Below are 22,334 nucleotides of genomic sequence, written 5' to 3'. Positions count from 1 at the left end.
CGGCGCCCGTTGGCCCAGGTGGGTACCATGATCGGATGCAAACGCGGGGGCGCAGGCTCAAATTCACGGCAGTACTGGCACTGACGGTTCTCACCCTCACCGGCTTCTCCACCGGACGGCACCACAGCAGCCGCCATGGGAGCAGCGGGGGTGGGGGCGGGTGCAGCAGCTCCAGCCAGGATCACGACACCTCGACCAGCACAACGGGCGGTTCGTCGGGCGGCAGTTCGTACACCCACCGGCCCAACTACCGCTCCACACCCACCTCTACGGCCACCTCGGGCAGCGGCACCAGCAGCCTCCAGGACGGTACGGCGAAGCTGGTGAGCTGCGCGACGGCGACCAAGCAGTACGCGACGGTCGAGGTCAGCAACCCGAACAGCCGCAAGGCGACCTTCTCCGTCGACGTCACCTTCAAGGACGCCCAGGACAACGAGGTCGACTTCAACTACGTGGACGTCAAGGTCCCGGCGAACGGCAAGGCGACCGTCCGGGTGCGCGTGCTCGGCACCTCCACCCCGGTCGACCACTGCGAGGTCGACCCCAGGGCAACCCCGGGGACCTGACCCTCACCGGGTCCGGAATTCACCGCTCCGCCGCCCGGCGAACAGCTCCGCCTGCCGTTCGTCGGGCAGATTCCCAAGGGCGATGAGCGGCGGCGCCTGCGCATAGGCCTGCGCCTGCGCCGCCTCCTTCGCCGCCCACAGCGCCCGTACGGTGCCCTGAACCCCCTCGGTCGGATACCCGGCGATGACGGCGGCACAGGCCACGGCGGCCTCCAACGCTCCGCCGGGCGGCGCGAGTTCGGACACGAGGCCGATGTCGTACGCGCGCTGCGCGGAGATCCGCTCGGCCGTCCCCATGAGCATCATCCGCGCCACCTCGCCGTACGGCATCCGGTGCGCCATCAGCACCGACTCGTAGGCGCTGACCATGCCGTAGGTGGTGTGGGGATCGAAGAACACGGCGGTGGGATCGGCGACGACGAACTCGCTCTCGCCCAGCAGATAGAAGGCCCCGCCGCACGCCATCCCGGACACGGCGGAGATCACCGGCTTCCACAGGTCGTTGGCCTTCGGCCCGATGCGCAGCAGCGGATCGTCCTGCATATAGGGCGAGTTGGGCTGCGGCACGACCGCGTCCCGGTCGAGTCCGGTGCAGAAGGCGCGCTCTCCGGCCCCGGTGAGAACGACGGCCCGTACGGTGTCGTCGAACCGCAACTCCCGCCATACGGCGGCCAGTTCGGCGGCCGTGGCGAGGTCGACGGCGTTGAGCCTGTGCGGCCGGTCGAGGGTGACGACGGCGACACCGGTGTCCTTGTCGGCGGCGATCTTGAGCGTCATGACCGCTCCAGAACCCACTGCGGAAGCCCGTCCGCGTCGAACACGACCTGCACCCGCGCCCCGATCCGGATCCGGCCCGGGGGAAGGGAGTTGAGCGCGGCCCCGGCCTCACTGACGAGATTCCCGACCAGCCGGATCCGCGGGACGTCGACCAGTTCGACGACGATCACGTTGTACGGCGCGACGGCGGCGTAGTCGGGCAGCAGCGGCGGATGCGGGAAGACGTACGACCAGACCCTCCCCCGCCCGCTCACCTGCCGCCACTCGCTCGCGAAGGACTGGCAGTGGGGGCAGCAGGGGCGGGGCGGGAAGCGGGGTTCGTCGCAGTCGGCGCAGGTCTGGACGCGGAGCTCGCCGGCACGGGCGTACTGCCAGAAGGGGGCGCCGTCGGTGTCGGTGAGGGGAGCGAGCATGGCGGTCAACTCCTCGTTTCAATTCACTTCGTGAGCAGCAGGGCGGAGGTGGGGACGCCCTCGCCCGCCGTCACCAGGCAGGTGGCGGCATCCGGGACCTGGGCGGTGCTGGTGCCGCGCAGCTGCCGTACGCCCTCGTTGATCAGGTTGAAGCCGTGGACGTAGGCCTCGGAGAGCCCGCCGCCGCTGGTGTTGAGGGGGAGCTGCCCGCCGATCTCAAGAGCACCCCCCTCCGTGAAGGCGCCCCCCTCGCCGCGCCCGCAGAAGCCGTAGCCCTCCAGGGAGAGCGGGACGAGGGCGGTGAACGCGTCGTAGATCTGGGCGACATCGACGTCCTGCGGGGTGAAGTCGGCGTGTTTCCACAGGTGTCGGGCGGCGGTCCAGGCGGGGCCGGTGAGGGGGTCGTCGTTCCAGTAGTTGACCATCCCGTGGTGCTGGGCGGGGAGGCCCTGGGCGGCGGAGTGGATGTGGACGGGGGTGCGCCGGCAGTCCCGGGCCCGCTCGCGCGAGACGACGACACAGGCCAACGCCCCGTCCGTCTCAAGGCAGTTGTCGAAGAGGCAGAGGGGTTCGCTGATCCAGCGGGAGGTCATGTACATCTCGCGGGTGAGCGGGCGGTCGTACATGATCGCGGCCGGGTTCTGGTTGGCGCGGTTCCGGCAGGCGAGGGCGACGTTGAACAAGTGGTCCCGGGTGGCGCCGTACTCGTACATGTAGCGGCGCGTGAGCATGGCTATTTCATCCGCCGGCCGGAGAAGTCCGAAAGGGCGGGTCCACTGGGCGGGGGTGGGGAGTTGGCGGGTGGTGTTGGTCCAGGGTCTCGCCCCGCTGCCCCGCTTCCGCGACCGCCACGCCACCCCCACGGTCGCCTGCCCGGCGGCGATGGCGGTGGCGAGGTGGGCGACGGTCGCACATGAACCACCGCCCCCGTATCCGACCTTGCTGAAGAAGGTCAGGTCCCCGAAGCCGACCGCCTTCGCGAGCTCGACCTCGTCGGTCTCCTCCATCGTGTAGGAGGCGAGGGCGTCGACCTCGCCCGGGGCGATGCCCGCGTCGTCGAGGGCGTCGAGTACGACACGACAGGCCAAGGTCCGTTCGTCCTCGGGGAGTTGCCTGGCGAAGGAGGTCTGTCCGATGCCGACGATCGCGGTTGCGTCCTTCAGTCCGGCCATGCGCTGTCCGGCCATTCTCCGTGCACCTCCGCGTGACACCGGGGCAGCTGACAGGGCGTCAGGCTACAGCTAATCTGACGGGCAGTCAGCTACCGGGTACAGGGAGGCCGTTCATGCGCGGAGACGAGGAGTGGGGCAGCATCCCGGGCCTGGTCCGGTCGGCCGCGGAACGGTACGCGGACGCCGAGGCGGTGGTGGAGGGCCGTACACGGATCTCGTACGCCGAACTGGGCGCCCGGGTGGAACGCGCGGCGGCGGCCTGCCTCGCCGCCGGTGTCGAGGTCGGCGACCGGGTCGGCATCTGGGCGCCGAACTCGCTGGACTGGATCGTCTCGGCACTGGGCGCGGTGTCGGCGGGCGCGGTACTGGTGCCGCTGAACACGCGCTTCAAGGGGACCGAGGCGGCGTATGTGCTGCGCGGCAGCGGGGCCCGACTGCTGTTCGTGACCGGGACGTTCCTGGGGACGTCGTACGTGGCCTCGCTGCGCCGGGCGGCGGGGGAGGGGGCGGGCGACGGCCCGTTGCCCGGACTCCCGGCACTGGAGCAGGTCGTGGTCCTCGCCGACGACGCGCCGGCCGACTTCCGCACCTGGAAGGACTTCCTGGCGGGCGGGGAGGGTGTGGGCGAGGCGGAAGTACGGGAACGGGAACGGGAGTTGGACGGCTCGACGGTCTCGGACATCATCTTCACGTCGGGCACGACGGGCCGCCCCAAGGGCGCGGTGATCACGCACGCGCAGACACTCCGCGGTTACGAGATCTGGAGCGACCTGGCCGGGCTGCGGCAGGGCGACCGCTATCTGATCGTGAACCCGCTCTTCCACACCTTCGGCTACAAGGCGGGCGTGATCGCCTGTCTGATGCGGGGCGCGACGATGATCCCGCAGCCGGTGTTCAACGTGGACACGGTGCTGGCGAACATCGCCGCGGAACGGGTCTCCGTCCTCCCCGGCCCGCCCACCCTCCACCAGTCCCTCCTCGACCACCCGGCCCGGGACACGCACGACCTCTCCGCGCTGCGGCTCGTGGTCACGGGTGCGGCGGTGGTGCCGCTGCGGCTGGTGGAGCGGTTGCGGGGCGAACTGGGCGTGGGCACGGTCCTGACGGCGTACGGCCTCTCGGAGGCCAGCGGCATCGTGACGATGTGCCGGCGGGGGGACGATCCGGTGGTCATCGCGTCCACGTCGGGGCGCGCGATCCCGGGGACCGAGGTCCGGGTGGAGGCCCCTCCCGGCTCCCCGGGCGAGGTGCTGGTGCGCGGCTTCAATGTCATGCGGGGCTACTACGAGGACCCGGCGGCCACGGCGGAGGTCCTGGGCGAGGACGGCTGGCTGCGCACGGGGGATGTCGGGGTGCTGGACGAGGCGGGCAACCTCCGGATCACCGACCGGATCAAGGACATGTTCATCGTCGGCGGCTTCAACGCGTACCCGGCGGAGATAGAGCAGCTGCTGGGCCTGCATCCCGATGTGGCCGACGTCGCGGTGATCGGCGTACCGGACGCGCGGCTCGGGGAGGTCGGGAAGGCGTACGTCGTACGGCGGCCGGGAGTGACCCTGACGGGCGACGACCTGATCGCCTGGGCCCGGCGGGAGATGGCGAACTACAAGGTGCCGAGGGTGGTGGAGTTCGTGGGGGAGCTGCCTCGGAACGCTAGCGGGAAGGTGGTCAAGGGGGAGCTGCGGGGGCACGGCCCCACCACTTTCGGGTGACGGAGTGGCGATTTCGCCACACGGGTTAACGCTTGCGTTAATTTCCGCTGCATAGCTCAATGGGAAGTGGTTCTCGTCGCGGAAGTGGCGACGTGGTTCGGGGAGCTGACGGCAGCTGACCCTGACAGCGCGGATCGAGTGGAAGATGCCATCGACGCACTGGCGTACTGCGGCCCCGCGCTCGGTCGACCGCTCGTCGACCGGATCAAGGGTGCCGAACAGCACCACCTGAAGGAACTGAGACCCGGATCATCGGGGAGCAGTGAAGTCAGGATCCTGTTCGCCTTCGACCCGGTACGCCGGGCTGTCCTGCTCGTCGCTGGTGACAAGGCGGGAAACTGGAGCGGCTGGTACGACACCAACATCCCCATCGCCGAGAAGCACTACCGGAACCACATCACCGAGTTGGACACGAGGGAGTACGAATGAGCACTGTCAGCTGGGAGGAAGCCAAGCGCCGGGCCGACGAGCGCCGGAGAGCCGCTGGGCTGCCGGTACGGACTCCCGAGGAGAAGCGGGCCGACATGGACCGCCTCCTTGCCGAGGTCCGCGCCTACAAGCTGGCGGAGATCCGCCGCGAGCAGGACCTCACCCAGCGCGACATCGCGGACTCCATGGGTGTCTCCACACCCCGGATCTCGGCGATCGAGCACGGTGAGATCGACCGCACGGAGGTGTCCACCCTGCGGTCCTATGTCGAGGCGCTGGGTGGTCGGCTGCGTGTGGTGGCGGACTTCGGAGATACCCAGTACACGGTCGCGTGACCTGTGGCAGACAGCCGTAGCAGGACAGTGTGGAGTGAGCCAGGGAGGCGAGCTGGACGTGGCGATCAGCGAAGCCGGTGAGCCGGTGGCCAAGGTGGCCCCCCTGCGGCCCAAGGCCAGACGGACGGGCCGGGGCTCGCTTCGCGGGCGGATTCAGCTGGCCGACGACTTCGACGACCTGCCGGACGACGTGGCCGACGCCTTCGGGACGCGGAACCCGAGCGGGAAGGCGGTGAAGGAGGACCCGCAGGGGCGGTGAGGGATTACGCGGGCCACATGGTGACCTGGAGAACGTAGACGCACTCGTGCCGGGGGACGGGGCTTCGGTCGCTCGTACGATCTCGTCGGCTCCCAGTGCCAGTTACTCACGGACGAGTGATTCCCGGGCCCTGGCGTGGAGGGTGTGGATCTCGTTCATGGCGTCACGCCAGGCCGGGTTGTCGCGGTCGACGCTCTGCGCCGTGTACTCCGCCGACCGCAGCCGCGCGGCTGCAGGGGGGATCCTCGCGATCTCGATCGCCTCGGCCCACGTTTCGAGGAACTGGGTGATGGGGCCGAGGCTGCCGGCGCGTGCGGCCAGGGCGATGGCCTCGTCCTTCTGCCGCTCCATGTCGGGCAGCCGGTGAGGGGCCACCTGAGCCAGTGCCACTCGAAGGGCGGCGGGCGTCCGCTCGGGCCGGGGAATGAGCGGCTCCCCGGGCTCGATGTGGTGTGCGGTCATCCTGCTCCGTCCACGGACCGTGCGTGCTTCGGCCACGGTACGACAGGGTCGCGTGACTACGCAGAGTGTTCGGGCAGGAGCAGGGGTGCGTCTGGGACCTGGAGTGGGGCGTTCAGCGCTTCAGGGAGGTGAGGAAGGCGGTCCAGACCGGGGCCTGGAAGAGGAGCACGGGGCCTTCCTCGGCGGCCTTCGAGTCGCGGACGGGGACGGCGTCGGGGAGGTCGTCGCGGACTTCGAGGCATTCGCCGCCGGTAGCGTTGCTGTAGCTGCTGGCACGCCACAGCGTGGCGACCTCGACGCAGTCGCCGCCGCTGCTGTTGCTGTAGCTGCTCTTGCGCCACACCGCGGTGCTCAAGTCAGGCCCTGTGCTTGCCATTTCTGTGATCCTCCGCCGCTTGCTCGATCATGGCCAGGGACGTGTCCGGCGGTAGCGCCGCGGCCCTGAGCAGATCGTACGACCTGCGGTAGTCCTTCACGAGGGCCGGATAGTCGATCAGTTGGCCGCTGTGGAGGCCCTCCGTGTACACCACGGGCGGCGCGTCCGGGAAGGTCATGACCCGGATCATGCCCATCATGAGCGGGTAGGCCACGGCCGTTTCCGGGAGGATCTGCAGAACGCCCTGCGTGGAGCGGATCGTGTGCGCGATGTGCTCCAACTGGGTCGCCATCTCCTCGGACGGCAGCAGGGGCTTTCGGATCAGTTCCTCGCGCAGGACCGCCCAGAACGCTGGACGGTCGCCCCGCCCCCAAAGCTTCGCGCGTTCCATACGAGCCTTCAACTGCTTTTCTACGTCCTCCGGAGGAAACCACGGGGCTCCGCTCTGAATGACCCGCCGGGCATACGCCTCCGTCTGCAACAGCCCCGGAAGCAGCGCCGGCGCCCAGTCCTCGATCGACTCCGCGTGCTTCTCCATCTCCGCGACATCCGCGAAATACTCCGCGTGCCCCGACTGCTTCGCCTTGCGGGCGTCTTCACAGCGCCGCTCGAAAAACCCGTCCGTACCGAGCACCTTGTCGACGTGCTGGGCCAGATCCAACGGCATGCGCCGCTCGCCCCGCTCGATCTGACTCAGGAACGGGATGCCCCGGAAGCTTCCCTCCGCCAGCTGTTCGAGCGTGAGGCCGGCCTCTTCCCTCTTGAAGCGCAACTCGGCGCCGTAGAAGGAGGGGACGTTCGCCGACGCGTCGGGATCCTTACGAGGGGGCACAACTCACCACCGCCATTTGCCAGTTACCGGGCGCAACTCAAACCTCTTTTACGGTACGCGGCTTCACGTCACCGTGTGACTGAATCGTCACGGAAAGCATCGACGAGTGAAGAAACCCGAAGACGGAAGGCGTACCTCATGCCCGACCACCAGCCCCCCACCGCCGCCGACTTGGATAGCTGTGTCGGCGAACTCCGCACCGCCCTCGCGGCCCACGGCATCACCCTGCCCTCCCTCCGCACCGACCTGCCGGGGTTCGCGGGGACGTACGCGCCGCCGGCGGGGCTGGTCGCACTCGGCAACTGCAACGCCGCCACCGCGCGCAGGCTCACGGCCGTACTCCAGAAGGCGGCCGTACGGTGAACACCCTTCACCCCGAACGTCCCGCCGAACTTCCCGGACATCTCGAACTCGCTCTGCTGGCCCTCCCCAAGGCCGTCCCCGAGCTTCGGCGGACCGTGCGCCAGTACTTGGACGCCCCCTGCGCCGACGTCCAGCTCTGTGTGACGGAACTGGTCGGCAATGTCATCCGGCATCTGGGCGAGGGCACGCCTGTCCGAGTGCGGGTGGCTCGCGTGGACGGCCGTACGCGGGTGGAGGTCACCGACCCCGATCCGCGGGCTCTTCCCGTGCTCGTCCGCGCCACGGGCGACGCCGAGTCCGGGCGCGGCCTCGCCCTGCTGGACGCGATGGCGTTGCGGTGGGGAGTGGAGCAGGCGGTGGCGGGCAAGACCGTCTGGTGCGAACTGGCGGAAGGGTGCTGACCTGCATAGACCGGCTGCCGGCCCCCGGACACACCTCGGCCGCGACGGCTCCCCCTCGGTGCCGCCGCGGCCGATCCCCCGTGTCGGGCGATGCCTGCTATGCCTCTTCGGAACCGGCGTGGTTCTCCTGAGGCTTGAGGACCGCTTCTTCGATGAGGCCGGCGTGGTTTTCGAGCGGCTTGATGATCTCGCTCTCGGTGACGCTGCCCGCGTGGTTCTCCAGCGGCTCGACAGTCGACCCGTCGTCCGGGCTCCCGGCGTGGTTCTCCAGCGTCGTTATCTTCTGCTTCTTCGAGCTATCGCTCATCGTCGGCAACTTCCTGTCGAACGTCCTGATGATGAGGCCCGCCCGGAGACTCCCCCGAGGGCCGCCGGGCGGGCACTACAAGGCCGTTCACCTTAATGGTGGGGCCAGGCGCTGAGCCGCTTGCCCCCCGAGGCGGCGGATCAGCACTCATGAGCATGGCGGCCTGCGATAAACAAACAATGAACGGCGGCCCGGCGCCCGGATCAGGCGGCCGCGGCCGGGATGAGCAGCGCCCTCACCTGCTCGGCCTCGGAAGCGCCGTGCTCCTCGTGGATGCTGAGTGCCTCGGTCCAGCAGGCCCTGGCCCGGTCCGTCTGCCCGAGCTGGTTGAGCGCCAGCCCCAGCGTGGTGAGGACGTTGGCGCGCATCCAGTCGCCCCCGATGACGCGCAGGGCCAGCGCCTGCTCCGCGTGCTGTGCGGCGAGCGCCGGGTGGCCGTCGGCGAGATGGGCCTCGGAGATACGGAAGTTCGCGGAGCCCTCCCAGAGCCGCTGGCGGTTGGTCCGGAAGAGCCGCAGCGCCTCGTGGAGTTCCTCCAGGGCCTCGCTGTGCTGACCGGCCGCGCTGAGGGCGATGCCGAGCGCGAGCCGGCTGTTGGCGAGGCGGACGGTCATGCCCAGCTGGTCGTAGATGGCGACTCCGCGCCGGGCGAGTTCGATGGCGCTTCTCGTACGACCCAGCCGTACGCGGATCCGCGAGAGATTGCACAGGGCGCTGCCTTCGCCCGGCAGATTCCCGTCGGCCCGGTAGTTGTCTATCGCCTCCTGGAGGTACTTCTCGCCGTCGGCGTTGCGCCCCTGGTAGAAGGCGATGATTCCCCGGTCGTTCGGCGCCCAGCAGCACGGGGCGAGGTCTCCCGTCTCCTGGGCCAGCAGGATGGCGAGCCGGGCTTCCTCATCGGCCTGCGCGAACTTGTCGGAGACCATGAGGGCGTTGGTCAGCGCCGTACGCGCACGCCCCTCGGCCCGGCGGTCACCGGTCTCCCGGGCCAGGTCCCGCAGTGCCACGGCGATCGTCTCGTACTGGTAGGAGTTGGCGCCGGACTCCGCGAGGTCCTTGGCGACCCACAGCAGGTCGACCGCCCGCCGGAGCATTCCGCTTCCGGCACTCTGACGTACGCAGGCCAGCAGGCAGTTGGCCTCGGAGTAGAGCCAGTCGACGGCGGTCTTGCCCTCGGTGAAGGTCAGTCCGGGATGCTGGGTGGCCTCAAGGTGGTTCACCAGCCGGTCGCCCGGACGCTCGATCGAGTAGACCCCCGCCGCCGTCGCCAAGTAGAAGTCCAGCAACCGAGAGATCGCCGCATCCCGCTCGCTGGGCGGCCACTCGTCCCGCTCGGCGCACGCACGCGCGTAGAGCCGCACCAGGTCGTGGTACCGGTATCGCCCCGGAGCCGCCGACTCCACCAGCGACGTGTCGACGAGGGACTCCAGCAGGTCCTCGGTCGCCTCGACGGGCAGGTCCAGTACGGCCGCTGCCGCGGCGAGGGAGATGTCGGGGCCGTCGGCGAGGCCCAGCAGGCGGAACGCCCGCGCCTGCGCCGGCTCCAACTGGCCGTAGCCCAGCTCGAAGGTGGCCTTCACGGCGAGGTCGCCGGCCTGGAGTTCGTCCAACCTCCGCCGCTCGTCGGCGAGTTTTGCCGCGAGGACCGAGACCGTCCAGGTGCGGCGGGCCGCGAGCCGGGAGGCCGCGATGCGGATCGCCAGCGGCAGGAAGCCGCACGCCGCGACCACGTCAAGGGCCGATTCCCGCTCGGCCGCGACCCGTTCACTGCCCACGATCTTCGTGAAGAGCTGCAACGCCTCCTCGGGGGACATCACATCGAGGTCGATGAGATGGGCACCCGCCAGGTCCACCATCCGTACCCGCGAAGTCACCAGCGCCGCGCAGCCCTCCGTCCCCGGCAGCAACGGCCTCACCTGGGCCGCGTCCCGCGCGTTGTCCAGCAGCACCAGCACCCGGCGGCCGTCCAGCACCGACCGGTACAGCGCCGACCGTTCCTCCAGCGAGTCCGGTATCGCGGAGTCCGCGGTGCCCAACGCCCGCAGGAACGCGCCGAGTACGGTCTCCGGTTCGGCGGAGCGGGAGCGCGCTCCCTGGAGGTCGACGTACAACTGGCCGTCGGGGAAGGCGGATCGGGCCTGGTGGGCGACGTGCACCGCGAGGGTCGTCTTGCCGACGCCGCCGATACCGGCCAGCGCCGAGACCGCCATGACGCGGCCCTCGGCCGAGGCCAGGACCTCGCTCAGTTCGGATACGAAGGCGGCGCGGCCGGTGAAGTCAGGGACCGTCGCCGGGAGTTGGTGCGGGCGGACCGGTGCGGGCGCGGTCTCCGCCGCCGGTGCGGACGGTTCCGCGAGGCCGGGGTCGGCCTGAAGAATGCGCTGCTGTAGTTCGCGCAGGCCGGGACGCGGGTCCACGCCCAGTTCGTCGGCGAGCAGGCGCCGGGTGTCGGCGTACACCGCGAGGGCCTCGGCCTGGCGGCCGGAGCGGTACAGCGCGAGCATCAGCAGCTCACGGAGGCGTTCGCGCAGCGGGTGGGCCGCCGTGAGGGCCGTCAGCTCGCTGACCGCCTCCGCGTGGCAGCCCTGCTCCAGGTCCATGTCCAGCCGGGATTCGAGGAGTTGGAGGCGCCACTCCTCCAACCGGACGCGCTGCGCCTCCGCGTAGGGGCCGGGTACGCCGGCCAGCGCCTCCCCGTCCCACAGGGCGAGCGCGCGGCCCAGCAGGTCCCGTGCGTGGCACAGGTCGCCCGCCGACTTCGCCTTCTCCGCCTCCGTCGCCAGGTCCTGCGCCACCGCCGCGTCCAACGCGCCCTCGGGCAGGCCCCGTACGGCGTACCCGCCCGACTCGCTGACCAGCACCCCGGCGTCCAGCGCCTTGCGCAGCCGGGACGCGTACGTACGCACCGCGGCCAGCGCCTGCGAGGGCGGTTCCTCCCCCCACAGGGCGTCGATCAGCTCGGCGGCGGTCGCCGTCCGGCCCTCGCGCAGCAACAGCGCGGCCAGCAGGGCGCGTTGCTGCGGCGAGCCGGTGGCGAGGGAATCGGGGCCCCGCCAGGCACGTACCGGACCGAGCACGCTGAAGCGCAGCGCCGTCGACTCTTCCGAGTCGGAGTCGGGGCGCCGCTGCTCCGGTACTCGCGGTCCACCGTCCATCGCCGTTCCCCCTAGGCATGCCTGATAACTACGACAGTTTGCCTTGTCGGCGGCGGTCGCGTCAGCACTCGGAGACAGCGCTCACAGGTCGCCGCGCGGGATATCACAAGGCCCTCACACGGCTCACGCACAGTTCCGCACAGAACCGAGCACCCCGAACCCGGATCCAGCTAGCTGACGGGTCGTCAGATCGGCGCTACCGTGGCGCCATGGACACCCAGAACACCGACCAGGCGACCCTCCCTCTGATCATCTCCGTCGACGACCACACCGTGGAGCCCGCCGACGTCTGGCAGCACCGGCTGCCCAAGAAGTACCTGGACACCGGCCCGCGCGTAGTCCGCGCGCCGCTGAAGGAAATGACGTTCCTCGGCGGCCGGTTCAAGCCCGTCATGGGCGAACCGGGCGACGACGGACCGATCGGCGACTGGTGGGTGTACGAGGATCTGCACCGCCCGCTCACCCGCCTCGACACCGCCGTCGGCTACAGCAGGGACGAGATCAAGCTCGAAGTCATCACTTACGAGCAGATGCGTCCCGGCTCCTACGACGTGCCGTCCCGGCTCGCCGACATGGACGTCAACCACGTCCAGTCCGCGCTGTGTTTCCCCACCTTCCCGCGCTTCTGCGGCCAGACGTTCACCGAGGCGGCCGACCGCGAGCTGGGACTGCTCTGCGTCCGCGCCTACAACGACTGGATGGTGGAGGAGTGGTGCGGCCCGGCGGCGCAGGGCCGCTTGATCCCCCTCCCTCTGATCCCGCTCTGGGACCCGGAGTTGGCCGCCGCCGAGGTCCGCCGCAACGCGGCCCGCGGCGTCCACGCCGTCGCCTTCTCCGAGATACCCCCGCACCTCGGCCTGCCCTCGATCCACACCGACGACTGGGACCCGTTCCTCCAGGCCTGCGCCGAGACCCGCACGGTCATCGCCATGCACATCGGCTCCAGCAGCCGTATGCCCTCCACCTCCGCCGACGCCCCGCCGGCCGTCGGCTCCACCATCACCTTCGCCAACTGCTGCTACTCCATGGTGGATTGGCTGATGAGCGGCAAGTTCGAACGCTTCCCCGACCTCAAGGTCATGTACGCCGAGGGCCAGATCGGCTGGATCCCCTACATCCTGGAGCGCGCCGACGTGGTCTGGGAGGAGAACCGCGCCTGGGGCGGCGTCGCCGACAAGGTCCACCGCCCGCCGTCCGAACTCTTCACCGAGCACGTCTACGGCTGCTTCTTCGACGACGCCTTCGGCCTGAAGAACCTCGACTCCATAGGCGTCGGGAATGTGCTGTACGAGACCGACTACCCCCACTCCGACTCCACTTGGCCCAAGTCCCGCGAGGTCGGCGAGGCACAGATGGGGCACCTGGCACCCGACGTGGTCGAGCGGATCGTCCGGGGCAACGCGATCGACCTGCTGGGCCTGACGCCGGACGGTCTGTGGGGCGGGCCCCAATGAGCGGCCTCGCCTACGGCATCCAGCTGCCCGTCCAGTCCCAGAGCACCATCTACGCCGAACCCTGGGAGGCCGACGCCGGCCCCGCCGACCTCGTCGAGATCGCCCGCGCCGCCGACCGCTCCGGCTTCGACTACATCGCGGGCTGCGACCACGTCGGCGTCCCGCGCCGCCTCGCCGCCGCCATGAGCACCATCTGGTACGACCCCGTCGCCACCCTCGCCTTCCTGGCGGGCGTGACCGAGCGGGTCCAACTGCTCAGCCACGTGGCGGTCGTCGGTCTGCGGCACCCGCTGATCACCGCCAAGCAGTACGCCACCCTCGACCACCTCAGCGGCGGCCGGCTGCTCCTCGGGGTCGGCGCCGGGCACGTACGGGAGGAGTTCGAGGCGCTGGGCGTCGACTTCGACCGGCGCGGGCCCGTCCTCGACGAGTCGATCGACGCCTTGCGCGCCGCTCTCGGCCCGGACGAATTCCCCGAGCACCACGGCAAGTTGTACGACTTCGAGGGGCTGGGACAGCGGCCCCGCCCGGCCCAGGAACACATCCCCCTCTGGGTCGGCGGCTCCTCACCCGCCGCCGTACGCCGGGCCGCCCTCAAGGCGGACGGCTGGCTGCCGCAGGGCGATCCGCGCGACCGGCTGCCCGCGCAGATCGAGCGGATACGGCGACTGCGCGAAGAGGCCGCCCTCCAGGGGCCGTTCATGTTCGGGGCCATCACCGAGCCGCTGTACGTCGGCGATCCGGGGTGGGAGGTCGGGCGGCGCACGCTCACCGGAACCCCCGAAGCGCTCGCCGAGTCGCTGCGCGCCTACCGGGCGATGGGCGTGGACCGGATCCAGGTCCGGTTCCGCTGCCGCGACCGCGCCGAACTCACCGACCAGATAACGGAGTTCGGCACCGAGGTGGGGCCCCTGCTCTGACCACGGCCTGTCCCTGTGATCACAACCTGTTTGAACACGGTCACGCCGAGCCGCGTATGTATGGACGTACGGACGTCATGGCTCCGGCGGAAGGACCCCCGAAGTGCGATCCTCCGAGCGACTCGTAGTTGCCGTGGCCTCAGCGGGGGTCACCTGGCCGCACGAGGACTGGCCGGCCCCGGACGATCCGTACGTGGACCGTGTGGTGCATGTCGCCCCGCCTTTCCACGGGCTGGCGGAGACCGCGGCGGACGTCGTCGTGCTGCACTGCGAGGACCCGGCGGCGTCCTTTCCGGGGCTGCTGGAGGTTCTCCGCACCCGGAGTGTCCCGGCGCTCGTGGTCAGTCCGCGCCAGGACACCGAAGCGGTGGTCGAGGTGTTCCGGGCCGGAGCGGGCTATCTGGTCGAGGGCGACCACTGCCCCGAGATGATGTCCTCGGCGATGGTGGCGGCCACCGTCGGGCACACCTACCTCTCTCCGTCGGCGACCGCCGCCCTGCGCGAGGGCGCCCGGCGGATGGCCGCGACCGACGACGCCATGGAGCGGCTTCGGGCGCTGCTCTCACCGCGCGAGCAGCAGATCATGGAGCTGTTGTCGACCGGCCTGGGCGCACAGCAGATCGGGCAGCGATTACGGCTGAGCGAGAAGACCGTGCGCAACAACCTCAGCAACATCTATGCCAAGTTGGACGCCAGGAGCGGCACGGACGCGGTCCTGCGGTGGCTGGGAGCCACGCCCGTGCTTCGCACCTGAGAACCATCCGGAGGCGCCGGATCAGGGTGCCGGGACCTCCGTCAGCGGTATTTCCACGTCGGTGACATTGGCGCCGCCCTCACCGAATCCGGGTTCCTCGTCCTGGAGGGCCTTCGTCGAATTCAGCGCGCTGTCGGCCTCGGCGGTGCCGCATTTCACGTTCCGCAGCCAGAGCCGCCCGTCGGGCGTTCCGTTGTTCAGGATCTGCGGATAGAAGACGTGCACGGTCGCGGCGCCCTCGCTCGGCGCGAAGAACACCGTCTGGCCGTCCTGCGCCTCCTTGTACGTGGCCTTCAGGAATCCGCTGACATCGGTGCGTTTGGCGGACCACATGAAGAAGGCGGTGCTGTCCGCCTGCACGGTGTCGGTCCGGCTGAACGCCAGCGTGGTCGTCTTGTCGTCACGCGTGATGTTGATGGTCGACGTGCTGAATTCCAGGCCGATTTCGAAGAGCGAGTTCCCGAGTTTCGTGCCGGCCTCGGTGACGGTTCCCTCCTCCACCTGGAGGGTGCGCGTCACCGACGTGCTGACGTTGAAGGTCTTCGTCGCGGTGCTCGTGGAACCGCAGTTGTCGCTCACCGGGGAGACGCGTTCGTTGGGTCCGAGGCTGTTCGCCTTGAACTGGACGTCGACGAACTGGCAGTCGGCCAGCTTGTCGGAGTCCGCGGAACAGTCGGCGGTCACTTCGGACGGAGTGGCGGCGTTCGCCTGGTTCATCAGCGGGACGATCACCGCGAGCGCCGCCACCGGGGCCAGCATCAGGGTGACGCGCTTCTTCTTGCTCCGGTGGCTTCTGCTGCGGCCGGTCCGGGACATGGGTATCTCCTGTGGGGTGTAAGGGAGTTGAGCTGCGGGTTCGTGAGGGTCGGCCGGTGGCTCAGCAGTCCTCCAGGACCGCCTTGGAGGTGCCGTCCACGACCCCGGGCGCTCCTGCGGCGCCCGGCAGGATGACCGGTCCCTCGACGACGTCCGGTGCCACGAAGTTCTGCTCCGGGCTGGCGGGCAGGACGGTGGTCTGTTCCCGGGCGTCGATGCGCACCCGCCATTCGCCGGTCATGCGCTGCAGCTTCGGCGTGAACTCCATGTGGAGCACCTTGCCGACCGGCACGTCCCGCGCCTCCGTGTCACCGGCCGTCGCCGACTTCACCGTCATGTCGAGGGTGCCTTTGTGCTTGCTCCAGGACCCGCTGAGGAATCCGAAGAGGCCGCCCGCTGCGCCCTGTTGGGTGGAGACGTACTTGCCCTGGCCCTGAGCCGATGTCGACGACCAGGTGATGGAGACCTTGGCCGGATCGGTGGCGTTCGGCTCGCAGTTCGGGAAGTCGATGGACGCCTTTTCGGTGGGTCCGTCGAAGGTCTCGAAGTTCGTCTCGACGTAATCGCAGTTGTCGGCCTGGAAACCGTCCGCGAAGGCGCCGCCGAAATCCTCCACCGACCGTTTCTCGCCGTTGACCACCGCCGACCTCTCGCACATGGTCATGATCTGGTCCGGTGTCTTCGCGTCGGCCGCGTTCGCCGACGGAAGCAGGGCGACGACCACTCCGCCGGTGGCGAGTGCCGCGCCGATCGCGACATACCTGACTTTCCTGTTGCGCAATCTCCGCTTTGCCATACCCGGAATTGTTGGAGTCAAGCCGAGGTATGGCCAGGGTCAAATGTCCCTACTCCGCGGTCACTTCAAGTGTGCTTGTGCAAGGCCACTCTGTTGTGCAAGGCGCCCTTCCCTCCATCTGACGCTTCGTCAGATACGGCGCTACGATGCCCGCATCCACCGATCCCGAGGAGGCCCGCATGGGCAAGCTGGACGGGCGTGTCGTTCTGGTCACCGGAGCGGCGCGCGGGCAGGGGGAGCAGGAGGCGCGGCTGTTCGCGGCGGAGGGTGCGAGCGTCGTCGTAGCGGATGTGCTGGATGAGCAAGGGGAGGCGCTGGCGAAGGAGTTGGGCGCGTCCTATGTGCATCTCGATGTCGGCGAGGAGGCGGACTGGGGGGCCGCCGTGGGGGCCGCGAAAGAGGCGTACGGGCGGATCGACGGGCTGGTCAACAACGCGGGGATCCTGCGGTTCAACTCCCTTGTGGACACGCCGCTTGAGGAGTTCATGCAGGTCGTGCGGGTCAATCAGGTGGGCTGCTTCCTCGGGATCAAGACCGTGGCGGCGGCGATGGAGGACGGCGGCACGATCGTCAACACGGCCTCGTACACGGCGGTGACGGGGATGGCGGCAGTGGGGACGTACGCGGCGACCAAGCACGCGATCCTCGGGCTCACCCGGGTTGCCGCGCTGGAGTTGGCGAGCCGGCGGATACGGGTCAACGCGATGTGTCCCGGCGCCATCGACACCGCGATGTCCAACCCGGCCCAACTCGACCCGGACGCCGACGCGGAGGAGATGTCCCGGGCCCTCGACGAGCTGTACCGCAAGCTCGTGCCGCTCGGCCGGATCGGGAAGCCGGCGGAGGTCGCCCGCCTCGCGCTGTTTCTGACATCGGACGACTCGTCGTACATCACCGGGCAGCCGTTCGTGATCGACGGGGGCTGGCTGGCGGGGGTCAGTGTCATCTGACGGCAGCATCCGAGGTATCTGACGGGGCGTCATCTATTGACGAATCTGACGCTACGTCAGAAAGTCGTAGCACTCATAGGGACCACCTGGACTTGGGACGGTGAACCTCCTTGGAATTCGGGCTCTTTGTACAGGGATACGTGGGCAAGCGTGCCGAAACGGACCCGCTGGCCGAGCACAAGGCGCTGATGGAGGAGACCGAGTACGTCATCCAGGCGGACAAGTCCGGTTTCAAGTACGCCTGGGCGTCCGAGCACCACTTCCTGGAGGAGTACTCGCACCTCTCGGCGAACGACGTCTTCCTCGGCTACCTCGCCCACGCGACGGAACGCATCCACCTGGGGTCGGGGATCTTCAACCCTCTCGCCCAGGTCAACCACCCGGTGAAGGTCGCCGAGAAGGTCGCCATGCTCGACCATCTCTCCAACAACCGCTTCGAGTTCGGCAGCGGGCGGGGTGCGGGCAGCCATGAGATTCTCGGGTTCATACCTGGTGTAACCGACATGAACTACACCAAGGAGATCTGGGAAGAGACCATCGCCGAGTTCCCCAAGATGTGGCTCCAGGACGAGTACGTCGGCTTCCAGGGCAAGCACTGGCAGCTGCCGCCGCGCAAGATCCTCCCCAAGCCGTACGGGAAGGCGCATCCCGCGATGTGGTACGCCGCCGGGTCGCCTCCGTCGTACGCCATGGCCGCGCGGAAGGGGCTGGGCGTCCTCGGGTTCAGCATCCAGAAGGTCTCCGACATGGAGTGGGTGCTGGAGCAGTACAAGACGGCGATCGTGAACGCCGAGCCGGTAGGGGCGTTCGTCAACGACAACGTGATGGTGACGACTACGGCGATCTGTGCGCCCACGCACGACGAGGCGATCCGGATCGCCACGAGTGGGGGGTTGCACTATCTGCCCTCGCTGGTGTTCCGGTACCACGACACGTTCCCTCGGCCCGAGGGGTTCCCTGTGTGGCCGGAGACGTTGCCGGAGTACACGCCGGAGTTCGTCGAACTCCTCGTGGAGGAGGAGCTGTTGATCTGCGGTGACCCGGACGAGGTGCTCACGCAGTGCAAGCGGTGGGAGCAGGCCGGGGCGGATCAGTTGAGCTTCGGGTTGCCGGTGGGGGTGCCGAAGGAGGAGACGTTGCAGACGATTCGGTTGATCGGGGAGCACGTGATTCCGAAGATCGATACGGATCCTGTTCACCGGACTACGCGGTTCCGTCAGGCGGCTTGAGGTCTCGTTGCGGGGTGCGGGTGCGTTGTGCCTGGTCGCGCAGTTCCCTGCGCCCCTAAAAGCAGGTCGGTCAGCGCATCGCATGCTTGAGGAGGCAAGGCTGTGCTCGATCACGTCATCAAAGGGGCGACGGTTGTTGACGGGACCGGCTCGCCCGCATTCGTCGCCGACGTCGGGATACGTGACGGTTGTATCGCTGCGATCGGCACGATCACCGAGGAGTCCCGTACCGCCGAGGACGCGTACGGTCTCGTGCTCGCACCCGGCTTCGTCGACCCCCACACCCACTACGACGCCCAGCTCTTCTGGGACCCGTACGCGACGCCCTCCCTCAACCATGGGGTGACGACGGTCGCCGCCGGGAACTGCGGGTTCACCCTCGCGCCACTGAAACCGGAGGACGCCGACTACACGCGCCGCATGATGTCCAAGGTCGAGGGGATGTCGCTGGTCGCGCTGGAGGAGGGGGCGCCCTGGAGCTGGCGTGGGTTCGGGGAGTATCTGGACGCGCTCGAAGGGCGGATCGCGGTCAACGCCGGGTTCATGGTGGGGCATTGCGCCCTGCGCCGGTACGTGATGGGGCCGGACGCGGTCGGCGGGCAGCCCAGTGAGGAGCAACTCGCCGAGATCGTACGGCTGTTGCACGAGGCCATGGACGCGGGCGCCTGGGGTTTCTCCACCACCCAGTCCACTACCCACTCGGACGGCGACGGACAGCCGGTCGCCTCCCGGCACGCCCGCCCGGAGGAACTGCTGGCCCTCTCACGGGCCGTCGGGGAGCACGAGGGGACGCAGATCGAGGCGATCGTCGCCGGGTGTCTGGATCAGTTCAGTGACGCGGAGATCGATCTGTTCGTCGAGATGAGCGCGGTGGCGGGACGGCCGCTGAACTGGAACGTGCTGACCGTGGACGCGGCAGTGCCCGAGCGGGTGCCACGGCAGTTGTTCGCGAGTGAGCGGGCTCGGAAGGCCGGGGGGCGGGTCGTCGCCTTGACGATGCCGATCCTCACGCCGATGAACATGTCCCTCGGCACCTTCTGCGCGCTGAACCTGATACCCGGGTGGGGGCCGATCCTGAGCCTGCCCGTGCCGGAGCGGATCGCCACGCTGCGCGAACCCGGCGTACGGGCCCAGATGTTGCTGCGGGCGAACAGCAAGGAGGCCGGGGTCTTCCGGCGGCTCGCGAACTTCGGACGGTATGTGATCGGGGACACGTACAGCGAGGCCAACGAGGGGCTGACCGGGCGGGTGGTCAAGGACATCGCCGCGGAACGGGGGCAGGAGCCCTTCGAGTGTCTGGTCGAGATCTGTGCGGCCGACGAGCTGCGGACCGTGTTGTGGCCGATGCCCTCCGACAACGACCCGGCCTCCTGGGCCCTGCGCGCCGAGACCTGGCAGCACGAGGACGTGTTGCTCGGTGGGTCCGATGCCGGGGCGCATCTGGATCGGATGTGCGGGGCGCCGTACACGACCCGGTTCATCGGGGACTGTGTGCGGGGGCGGAAGCTGGTGGGGCTGGAGCAGGCGGTGAAGATGCTCACCGATGATCCGGCTCGGTTGTTCGGGCTGCGGGAGCGGGGGCAGGTGCGGGAGGGCTGGCATGCGGACCTGGTGCTCTTCGACCCGGAACGGATCGACGCCGGCAAGGCCACCCTGGTGCACGACCTGCCGGGCGACAGTCCGCGTCTCGACTCCAAGGCGATCGGGATACGGGCCGTGTGGGTCAACGGAGTTGAGGCCATCCGGGACGAGGTGGTGAGCGGGAACGTGCCGGGGCGGGTCCTGCGGTCGGGGCGGGACACCAGGACGGTGAGCACCAAGTGAGTTCCGAAGCCGGTTCTCAAGTCGCCGACGGGCAGCGGTTGTTCGTCGGGGGGGAGTGGGTCGAGCCGGACGGCGGGCATTACGCCGTGGTCGATCCGGCCACCGAGGAGACCGTGGGGTGGGCGCCCGAGGCCTCGCGGGGGCAGGTGTTCGCCGCTGCCGCCGCTGCCCGGGAAGCCTTCGGGCCGTGGTCGCGTACGCCGGCCGGGGAGCGTGCGGCGATTCTCGGGCGGGCCGCGGACATCATCCGGGGCGGGCTCGTGTCGTACGCCGAACTCGCCCAGGCGGAGACCGGCGCCACGACCGGGACCGCGCGGGGCATGCAGGTGGGGGTGGCCGCCGCCCGGTTCCGGCGGTACGCGACCGTGGAGCCGGCCGAGTGGGCGATCGCGCCGCAGGTCAACGAGGCGGGGCCGTTCGGACGGGCGGCTGTCATGGGCGCGCTCGCCGTGCGGCAGCCGGTGGGTGTTGTTGCCTGCATCACGTCGTACAACAATCCGTGGGCCAACCCTGCCGGGAAGATCGCCCCCGCTCTCGCCATGGGCAACACGGTCGTCGTGAAACCGGCGCCGCAGGACCCCTTGTCCGTTTACCGGATGGCCGAGGCGCTGGAGGCGGCCGGGGTGCCGCGCGGGGTCGTGAACGTCGTCAACGGGCAGTCGGTGGAGGTGGGGGAGGCCGCGGTCGAGTCCGGTGACGTCGACATGGTCAGCTTCACTGGTTCCACGGCGGTCGGGCAGCGGATCGCCGAGGTGTGCGGGCGGGGCATGAAGCGGCAGTTGATGGAGCTGGGGGGCAAGGGCGCGGCGGTCGTCTTCGACGACGCCGACCTCGCCTCCGCCGTCTCCGGTATCGGCACGACCTTCTCCTTCTACAGCGGGCAGATCTGTACGGCGCCGACACGGGTGCTGGCCCAACGGGGCGTGTACGACAGGGTTGTTGAGCAACTGGCTGCTTACGCGGGTCGGTTGAAGGTCGGGGACCCGCGCTCGCCGGACACGGTGGTCGGACCGGTGATCTCGGCGGCGCATCGGGAGCGCGTCGAGTCGTACGTCGAACTGGGCCGCAAGGAAGGCGCGGTGGTCGTCGCGGGCGGCGAACGCCCGTCCACCGGACCGGGATTCCTGGTCGCCCCCACCGTCCTGGCCGACTGCGGGCCCGAGATGAGAGTGGTCCGCGAGGAGATCTTCGGCCCGGTCGTCGTGGTCGTCCCCTTCGACTCCGAGGAGGAAGGGATCGCCCTCGCCAACGACAGCGACTACGGCCTCATCGACTATGTGTGGTCGGGGGACGTGGCCCGGGCGTTCCGGGTGGCGCGGCTGCTGCGGGCCGGCGGGGTGGGCGTCAACACGGTCGGCCGCAACATGGAGGCACCGTTCGGAGGCTTCAAGAAGAGCGGCGTCGGCCGGGACGTCGGCTCGTACGCGCTGCACGCGTACAGCGAGGTACAGGCGATCGTGTGGCCGGGGTGACGCCAGGCCCCCCGCCCGCCGGGCCGAATCCCCCGCCCACTGTCACCTGTCCAGATCCACCCGCACCGTCAGCAGACTCGACCCCATCGCCTTCACCGCCGCGCTGTTGAAGCGGGGCAGGCTGCGCAGGCGGGCCTGGGGGTCGTCGGCGGGGAGGAGGTGGGCCGTGCCGGTGTGCCAGCGGCCCATGATGCGGACCCGGACCTCCGGGTTCGCCTTGATGTTGCGGACGTACTGGGAGAGCTCGCCGAACTCCGATACCAGCCAGAACGTGTCGCCGATGCGGCGGCCGCCGAGCGGGGTGCGGCGCGGCTGGCCGGAGACGCGACCGGTGGTCTCCAGGACGGTCTGGGTGGGGAGACGGCGGGTGAGGGAGTTCAGCAGGCGCTGGAATCTCGTGATATTGCGGTACTTGGACTCGGGGGTGCTCGGCATCGGTTTCCGGATCTCCTGTCGGCTGGCTGTGTCCGTGGACTTCAACATGATCTAGCCAGGAATCCCGGCCTGCCAGGGCTCGGGAGGAATGGCTTGTCTCGGCGGCTCTGACCCGTGCTGGAGGT

25 protein-coding genes are annotated in these 22,334 nt (G+C 69.4%); 14 read left to right on the top strand and 11 right to left on the bottom strand.

The features are described 5' to 3' along the window. Positions 1-35: 35 nt before the first annotated feature. Positions 36-566, top strand: coding sequence for a hypothetical protein (locus OH768_RS22420; protein WP_406456247.1), 531 nt, complete (start codon positions 36-38; stop codon positions 564-566). Between the two features lie 3 nt (positions 567-569). On the opposite strand, the gene OH768_RS22415 is transcribed toward OH768_RS22420, so the two are convergent. Genes OH768_RS22415 through OH768_RS22405 form a run of 3 tightly spaced genes read right to left on the bottom strand, consistent with a single transcriptional unit; the run spans position 570 to position 2,928 of the window. Beyond that, positions 570-1,343 carry an enoyl-CoA hydratase/isomerase family protein gene (locus OH768_RS22415; protein WP_406456245.1) on the bottom strand — a complete coding sequence of 258 codons (774 nt, stop codon included), beginning with the start codon at positions 1,341-1,343 and terminating at the stop codon, positions 570-572. After that, a complete protein-coding gene (locus OH768_RS22410; protein ID WP_406456243.1) occupies positions 1,340-1,756 on the bottom strand; it encodes a Zn-ribbon domain-containing OB-fold protein in 417 nt (138 codons plus the stop codon). The genes OH768_RS22415 and OH768_RS22410 overlap by 4 nt, the downstream gene beginning before the upstream one ends. A gap of 23 nt (positions 1,757-1,779) precedes the next feature. After that, positions 1,780-2,928, bottom strand: coding sequence for a lipid-transfer protein (locus OH768_RS22405; RefSeq protein ID WP_406465402.1), 1,149 nt, complete (start codon positions 2,926-2,928; stop codon positions 1,780-1,782). Positions 2,929-3,041: 113 nt separating this feature from the next. Here OH768_RS22405 and OH768_RS22400 point away from each other — a divergent pair, with 113 nt between their 5' ends. The 4 genes from OH768_RS22400 (at position 3,042) to OH768_RS22385 (ending at position 5,663) form a co-directional block, all read left to right on the top strand. Continuing rightward, on the top strand, positions 3,042-4,640 hold the full coding sequence (locus OH768_RS22400; RefSeq protein ID WP_406456241.1) for a FadD3 family acyl-CoA ligase: 1,599 nt from the start codon (positions 3,042-3,044) through the stop codon (positions 4,638-4,640). Positions 4,641-4,706: 66 nt separating this feature from the next. Continuing rightward, on the top strand, positions 4,707-5,069 hold the full coding sequence (locus OH768_RS22395) for a type II toxin-antitoxin system RelE/ParE family toxin (RefSeq protein WP_406456239.1): 363 nt from the start codon (positions 4,707-4,709) through the stop codon (positions 5,067-5,069). Continuing rightward, positions 5,066-5,404 (top strand): XRE family transcriptional regulator, encoded by a 339-nt coding sequence (locus OH768_RS22390; protein WP_406456238.1) that lies wholly within the window; start codon positions 5,066-5,068, stop codon positions 5,402-5,404. The genes OH768_RS22395 and OH768_RS22390 overlap by 4 nt, the downstream gene beginning before the upstream one ends. Before the next feature lie 58 nt (positions 5,405-5,462). Then, a complete protein-coding gene (locus OH768_RS22385; RefSeq protein ID WP_406456236.1) occupies positions 5,463-5,663 on the top strand; it encodes a hypothetical protein in 201 nt (66 codons plus the stop codon). 102 nt (positions 5,664-5,765) lie between these two features. On the opposite strand, the gene OH768_RS22380 is transcribed toward OH768_RS22385, so the two are convergent. From OH768_RS22380 to OH768_RS22370, 3 genes are all read right to left on the bottom strand, one after another. Then, positions 5,766-6,125 (bottom strand): hypothetical protein, encoded by a 360-nt coding sequence (locus OH768_RS22380; protein WP_406456234.1) that lies wholly within the window; start codon positions 6,123-6,125, stop codon positions 5,766-5,768. A gap of 112 nt (positions 6,126-6,237) precedes the next feature. Then, a complete protein-coding gene (locus tag OH768_RS22375) occupies positions 6,238-6,501 on the bottom strand; it encodes a DUF397 domain-containing protein (RefSeq protein ID WP_406456232.1) in 264 nt (87 codons plus the stop codon). Beyond that, positions 6,482-7,333: a helix-turn-helix domain-containing protein gene (locus OH768_RS22370; RefSeq protein ID WP_406456230.1), complete on the bottom strand. Its 852-nt coding sequence runs from the start codon at positions 7,331-7,333 to the stop codon at positions 6,482-6,484. Before OH768_RS22370 ends, OH768_RS22375 begins: the two co-directional genes overlap by 20 nt. Positions 7,334-7,471: 138 nt before the next feature. Here OH768_RS22370 and OH768_RS22365 point away from each other — a divergent pair, with 138 nt between their 5' ends. Together OH768_RS22365 and OH768_RS22360 are read left to right on the top strand one after the other, a co-directional pair. Then, complete coding sequence (locus OH768_RS22365; protein WP_406456228.1) at positions 7,472-7,696, top strand: hypothetical protein; 225 nt, start codon at positions 7,472-7,474, stop codon at positions 7,694-7,696. After that, positions 7,693-8,097, top strand: coding sequence for an ATP-binding protein (locus OH768_RS22360; protein ID WP_406456226.1), 405 nt, complete (start codon positions 7,693-7,695; stop codon positions 8,095-8,097). The genes OH768_RS22365 and OH768_RS22360 overlap by 4 nt, the downstream gene beginning before the upstream one ends. Before the next feature lie 97 nt (positions 8,098-8,194). Here the strand turns inward: OH768_RS22360 and OH768_RS22355 are convergent, their stop codons facing one another. Further along, positions 8,195-8,404: a hypothetical protein gene (locus OH768_RS22355; protein WP_406456224.1), complete on the bottom strand. Its 210-nt coding sequence runs from the start codon at positions 8,402-8,404 to the stop codon at positions 8,195-8,197. A 203-nt stretch (positions 8,405-8,607) separates the two neighbouring features. After that, positions 8,608-11,559, bottom strand: coding sequence for a BTAD domain-containing putative transcriptional regulator (locus OH768_RS22350; protein ID WP_406456222.1), 2,952 nt, complete (start codon positions 11,557-11,559; stop codon positions 8,608-8,610). Between the two features lie 209 nt (positions 11,560-11,768). On the opposite strand from OH768_RS22350, the gene OH768_RS22345 reads away from it, so the two are divergent. The 3 genes from OH768_RS22345 (at position 11,769) to OH768_RS22335 (ending at position 14,687) form a co-directional block, all read left to right on the top strand. Continuing rightward, on the top strand, positions 11,769-13,013 hold the full coding sequence (locus OH768_RS22345) for an amidohydrolase family protein (RefSeq protein ID WP_406456220.1): 1,245 nt from the start codon (positions 11,769-11,771) through the stop codon (positions 13,011-13,013). After that, positions 13,010-13,933, top strand: coding sequence for an LLM class F420-dependent oxidoreductase (locus tag OH768_RS22340; RefSeq protein ID WP_406456218.1), 924 nt, complete (start codon positions 13,010-13,012; stop codon positions 13,931-13,933). The genes OH768_RS22345 and OH768_RS22340 overlap by 4 nt, the downstream gene beginning before the upstream one ends. Positions 13,934-14,036: 103 nt before the next feature. Then, positions 14,037-14,687, top strand: coding sequence for a response regulator transcription factor (locus OH768_RS22335; RefSeq protein ID WP_406456216.1), 651 nt, complete (start codon positions 14,037-14,039; stop codon positions 14,685-14,687). 21 nt (positions 14,688-14,708) lie between these two features. Here the strand turns inward: OH768_RS22335 and OH768_RS22330 are convergent, their stop codons facing one another. Together OH768_RS22330 and OH768_RS22325 are read right to left on the bottom strand one after the other, a co-directional pair. After that, positions 14,709-15,503, bottom strand: coding sequence for a hypothetical protein (locus OH768_RS22330; RefSeq protein ID WP_406456214.1), 795 nt, complete (start codon positions 15,501-15,503; stop codon positions 14,709-14,711). A 61-nt stretch (positions 15,504-15,564) separates the two neighbouring features. Then, complete coding sequence (locus tag OH768_RS22325; protein ID WP_388102103.1) at positions 15,565-16,299, bottom strand: hypothetical protein; 735 nt, start codon at positions 16,297-16,299, stop codon at positions 15,565-15,567. A 179-nt stretch (positions 16,300-16,478) separates the two neighbouring features. Here OH768_RS22325 and OH768_RS22320 point away from each other — a divergent pair, with 179 nt between their 5' ends. The 4 genes from OH768_RS22320 (at position 16,479) to OH768_RS22305 (ending at position 21,774) form a co-directional block, all read left to right on the top strand. Then, positions 16,479-17,249 carry an SDR family NAD(P)-dependent oxidoreductase gene (locus OH768_RS22320; protein WP_406465400.1) on the top strand — a complete coding sequence of 257 codons (771 nt, stop codon included), beginning with the start codon at positions 16,479-16,481 and terminating at the stop codon, positions 17,247-17,249. 110 nt (positions 17,250-17,359) lie between these two features. Continuing rightward, positions 17,360-18,478, top strand: coding sequence for an LLM class flavin-dependent oxidoreductase (locus tag OH768_RS22315; protein WP_406456212.1), 1,119 nt, complete (start codon positions 17,360-17,362; stop codon positions 18,476-18,478). 102 nt (positions 18,479-18,580) lie between these two features. Then, the gene (locus tag OH768_RS22310) at positions 18,581-20,302 is read left to right on the top strand and encodes an amidohydrolase family protein (RefSeq protein WP_406456210.1); all 1,722 of its coding nucleotides are present in this window, start codon (positions 18,581-18,583) and stop codon (positions 20,300-20,302) included. Further along, positions 20,299-21,774, top strand: a complete 1,476-nt coding sequence (locus OH768_RS22305; RefSeq protein ID WP_406456208.1) for an aldehyde dehydrogenase family protein — start codon at positions 20,299-20,301, stop codon at positions 21,772-21,774. The genes OH768_RS22310 and OH768_RS22305 overlap by 4 nt, the downstream gene beginning before the upstream one ends. Positions 21,775-21,816: 42 nt before the next feature. Here OH768_RS22305 and OH768_RS22300 read toward each other — a convergent pair whose 3' ends face one another. Continuing rightward, complete coding sequence (locus OH768_RS22300; RefSeq protein WP_406456206.1) at positions 21,817-22,209, bottom strand: nitroreductase/quinone reductase family protein; 393 nt, start codon at positions 22,207-22,209, stop codon at positions 21,817-21,819. Positions 22,210-22,334: the final 125 nt, after the last annotated feature.

Origin of the sequence: Streptomyces sp. NBC_01622 (assembly GCF_045209635.1) — a bacterium.
GTDB lineage: Bacteria > Actinomycetota > Actinomycetes > Streptomycetales > Streptomycetaceae > Streptomyces.
This window is presented reverse-complemented; position numbering and strand designations above follow the sequence as displayed.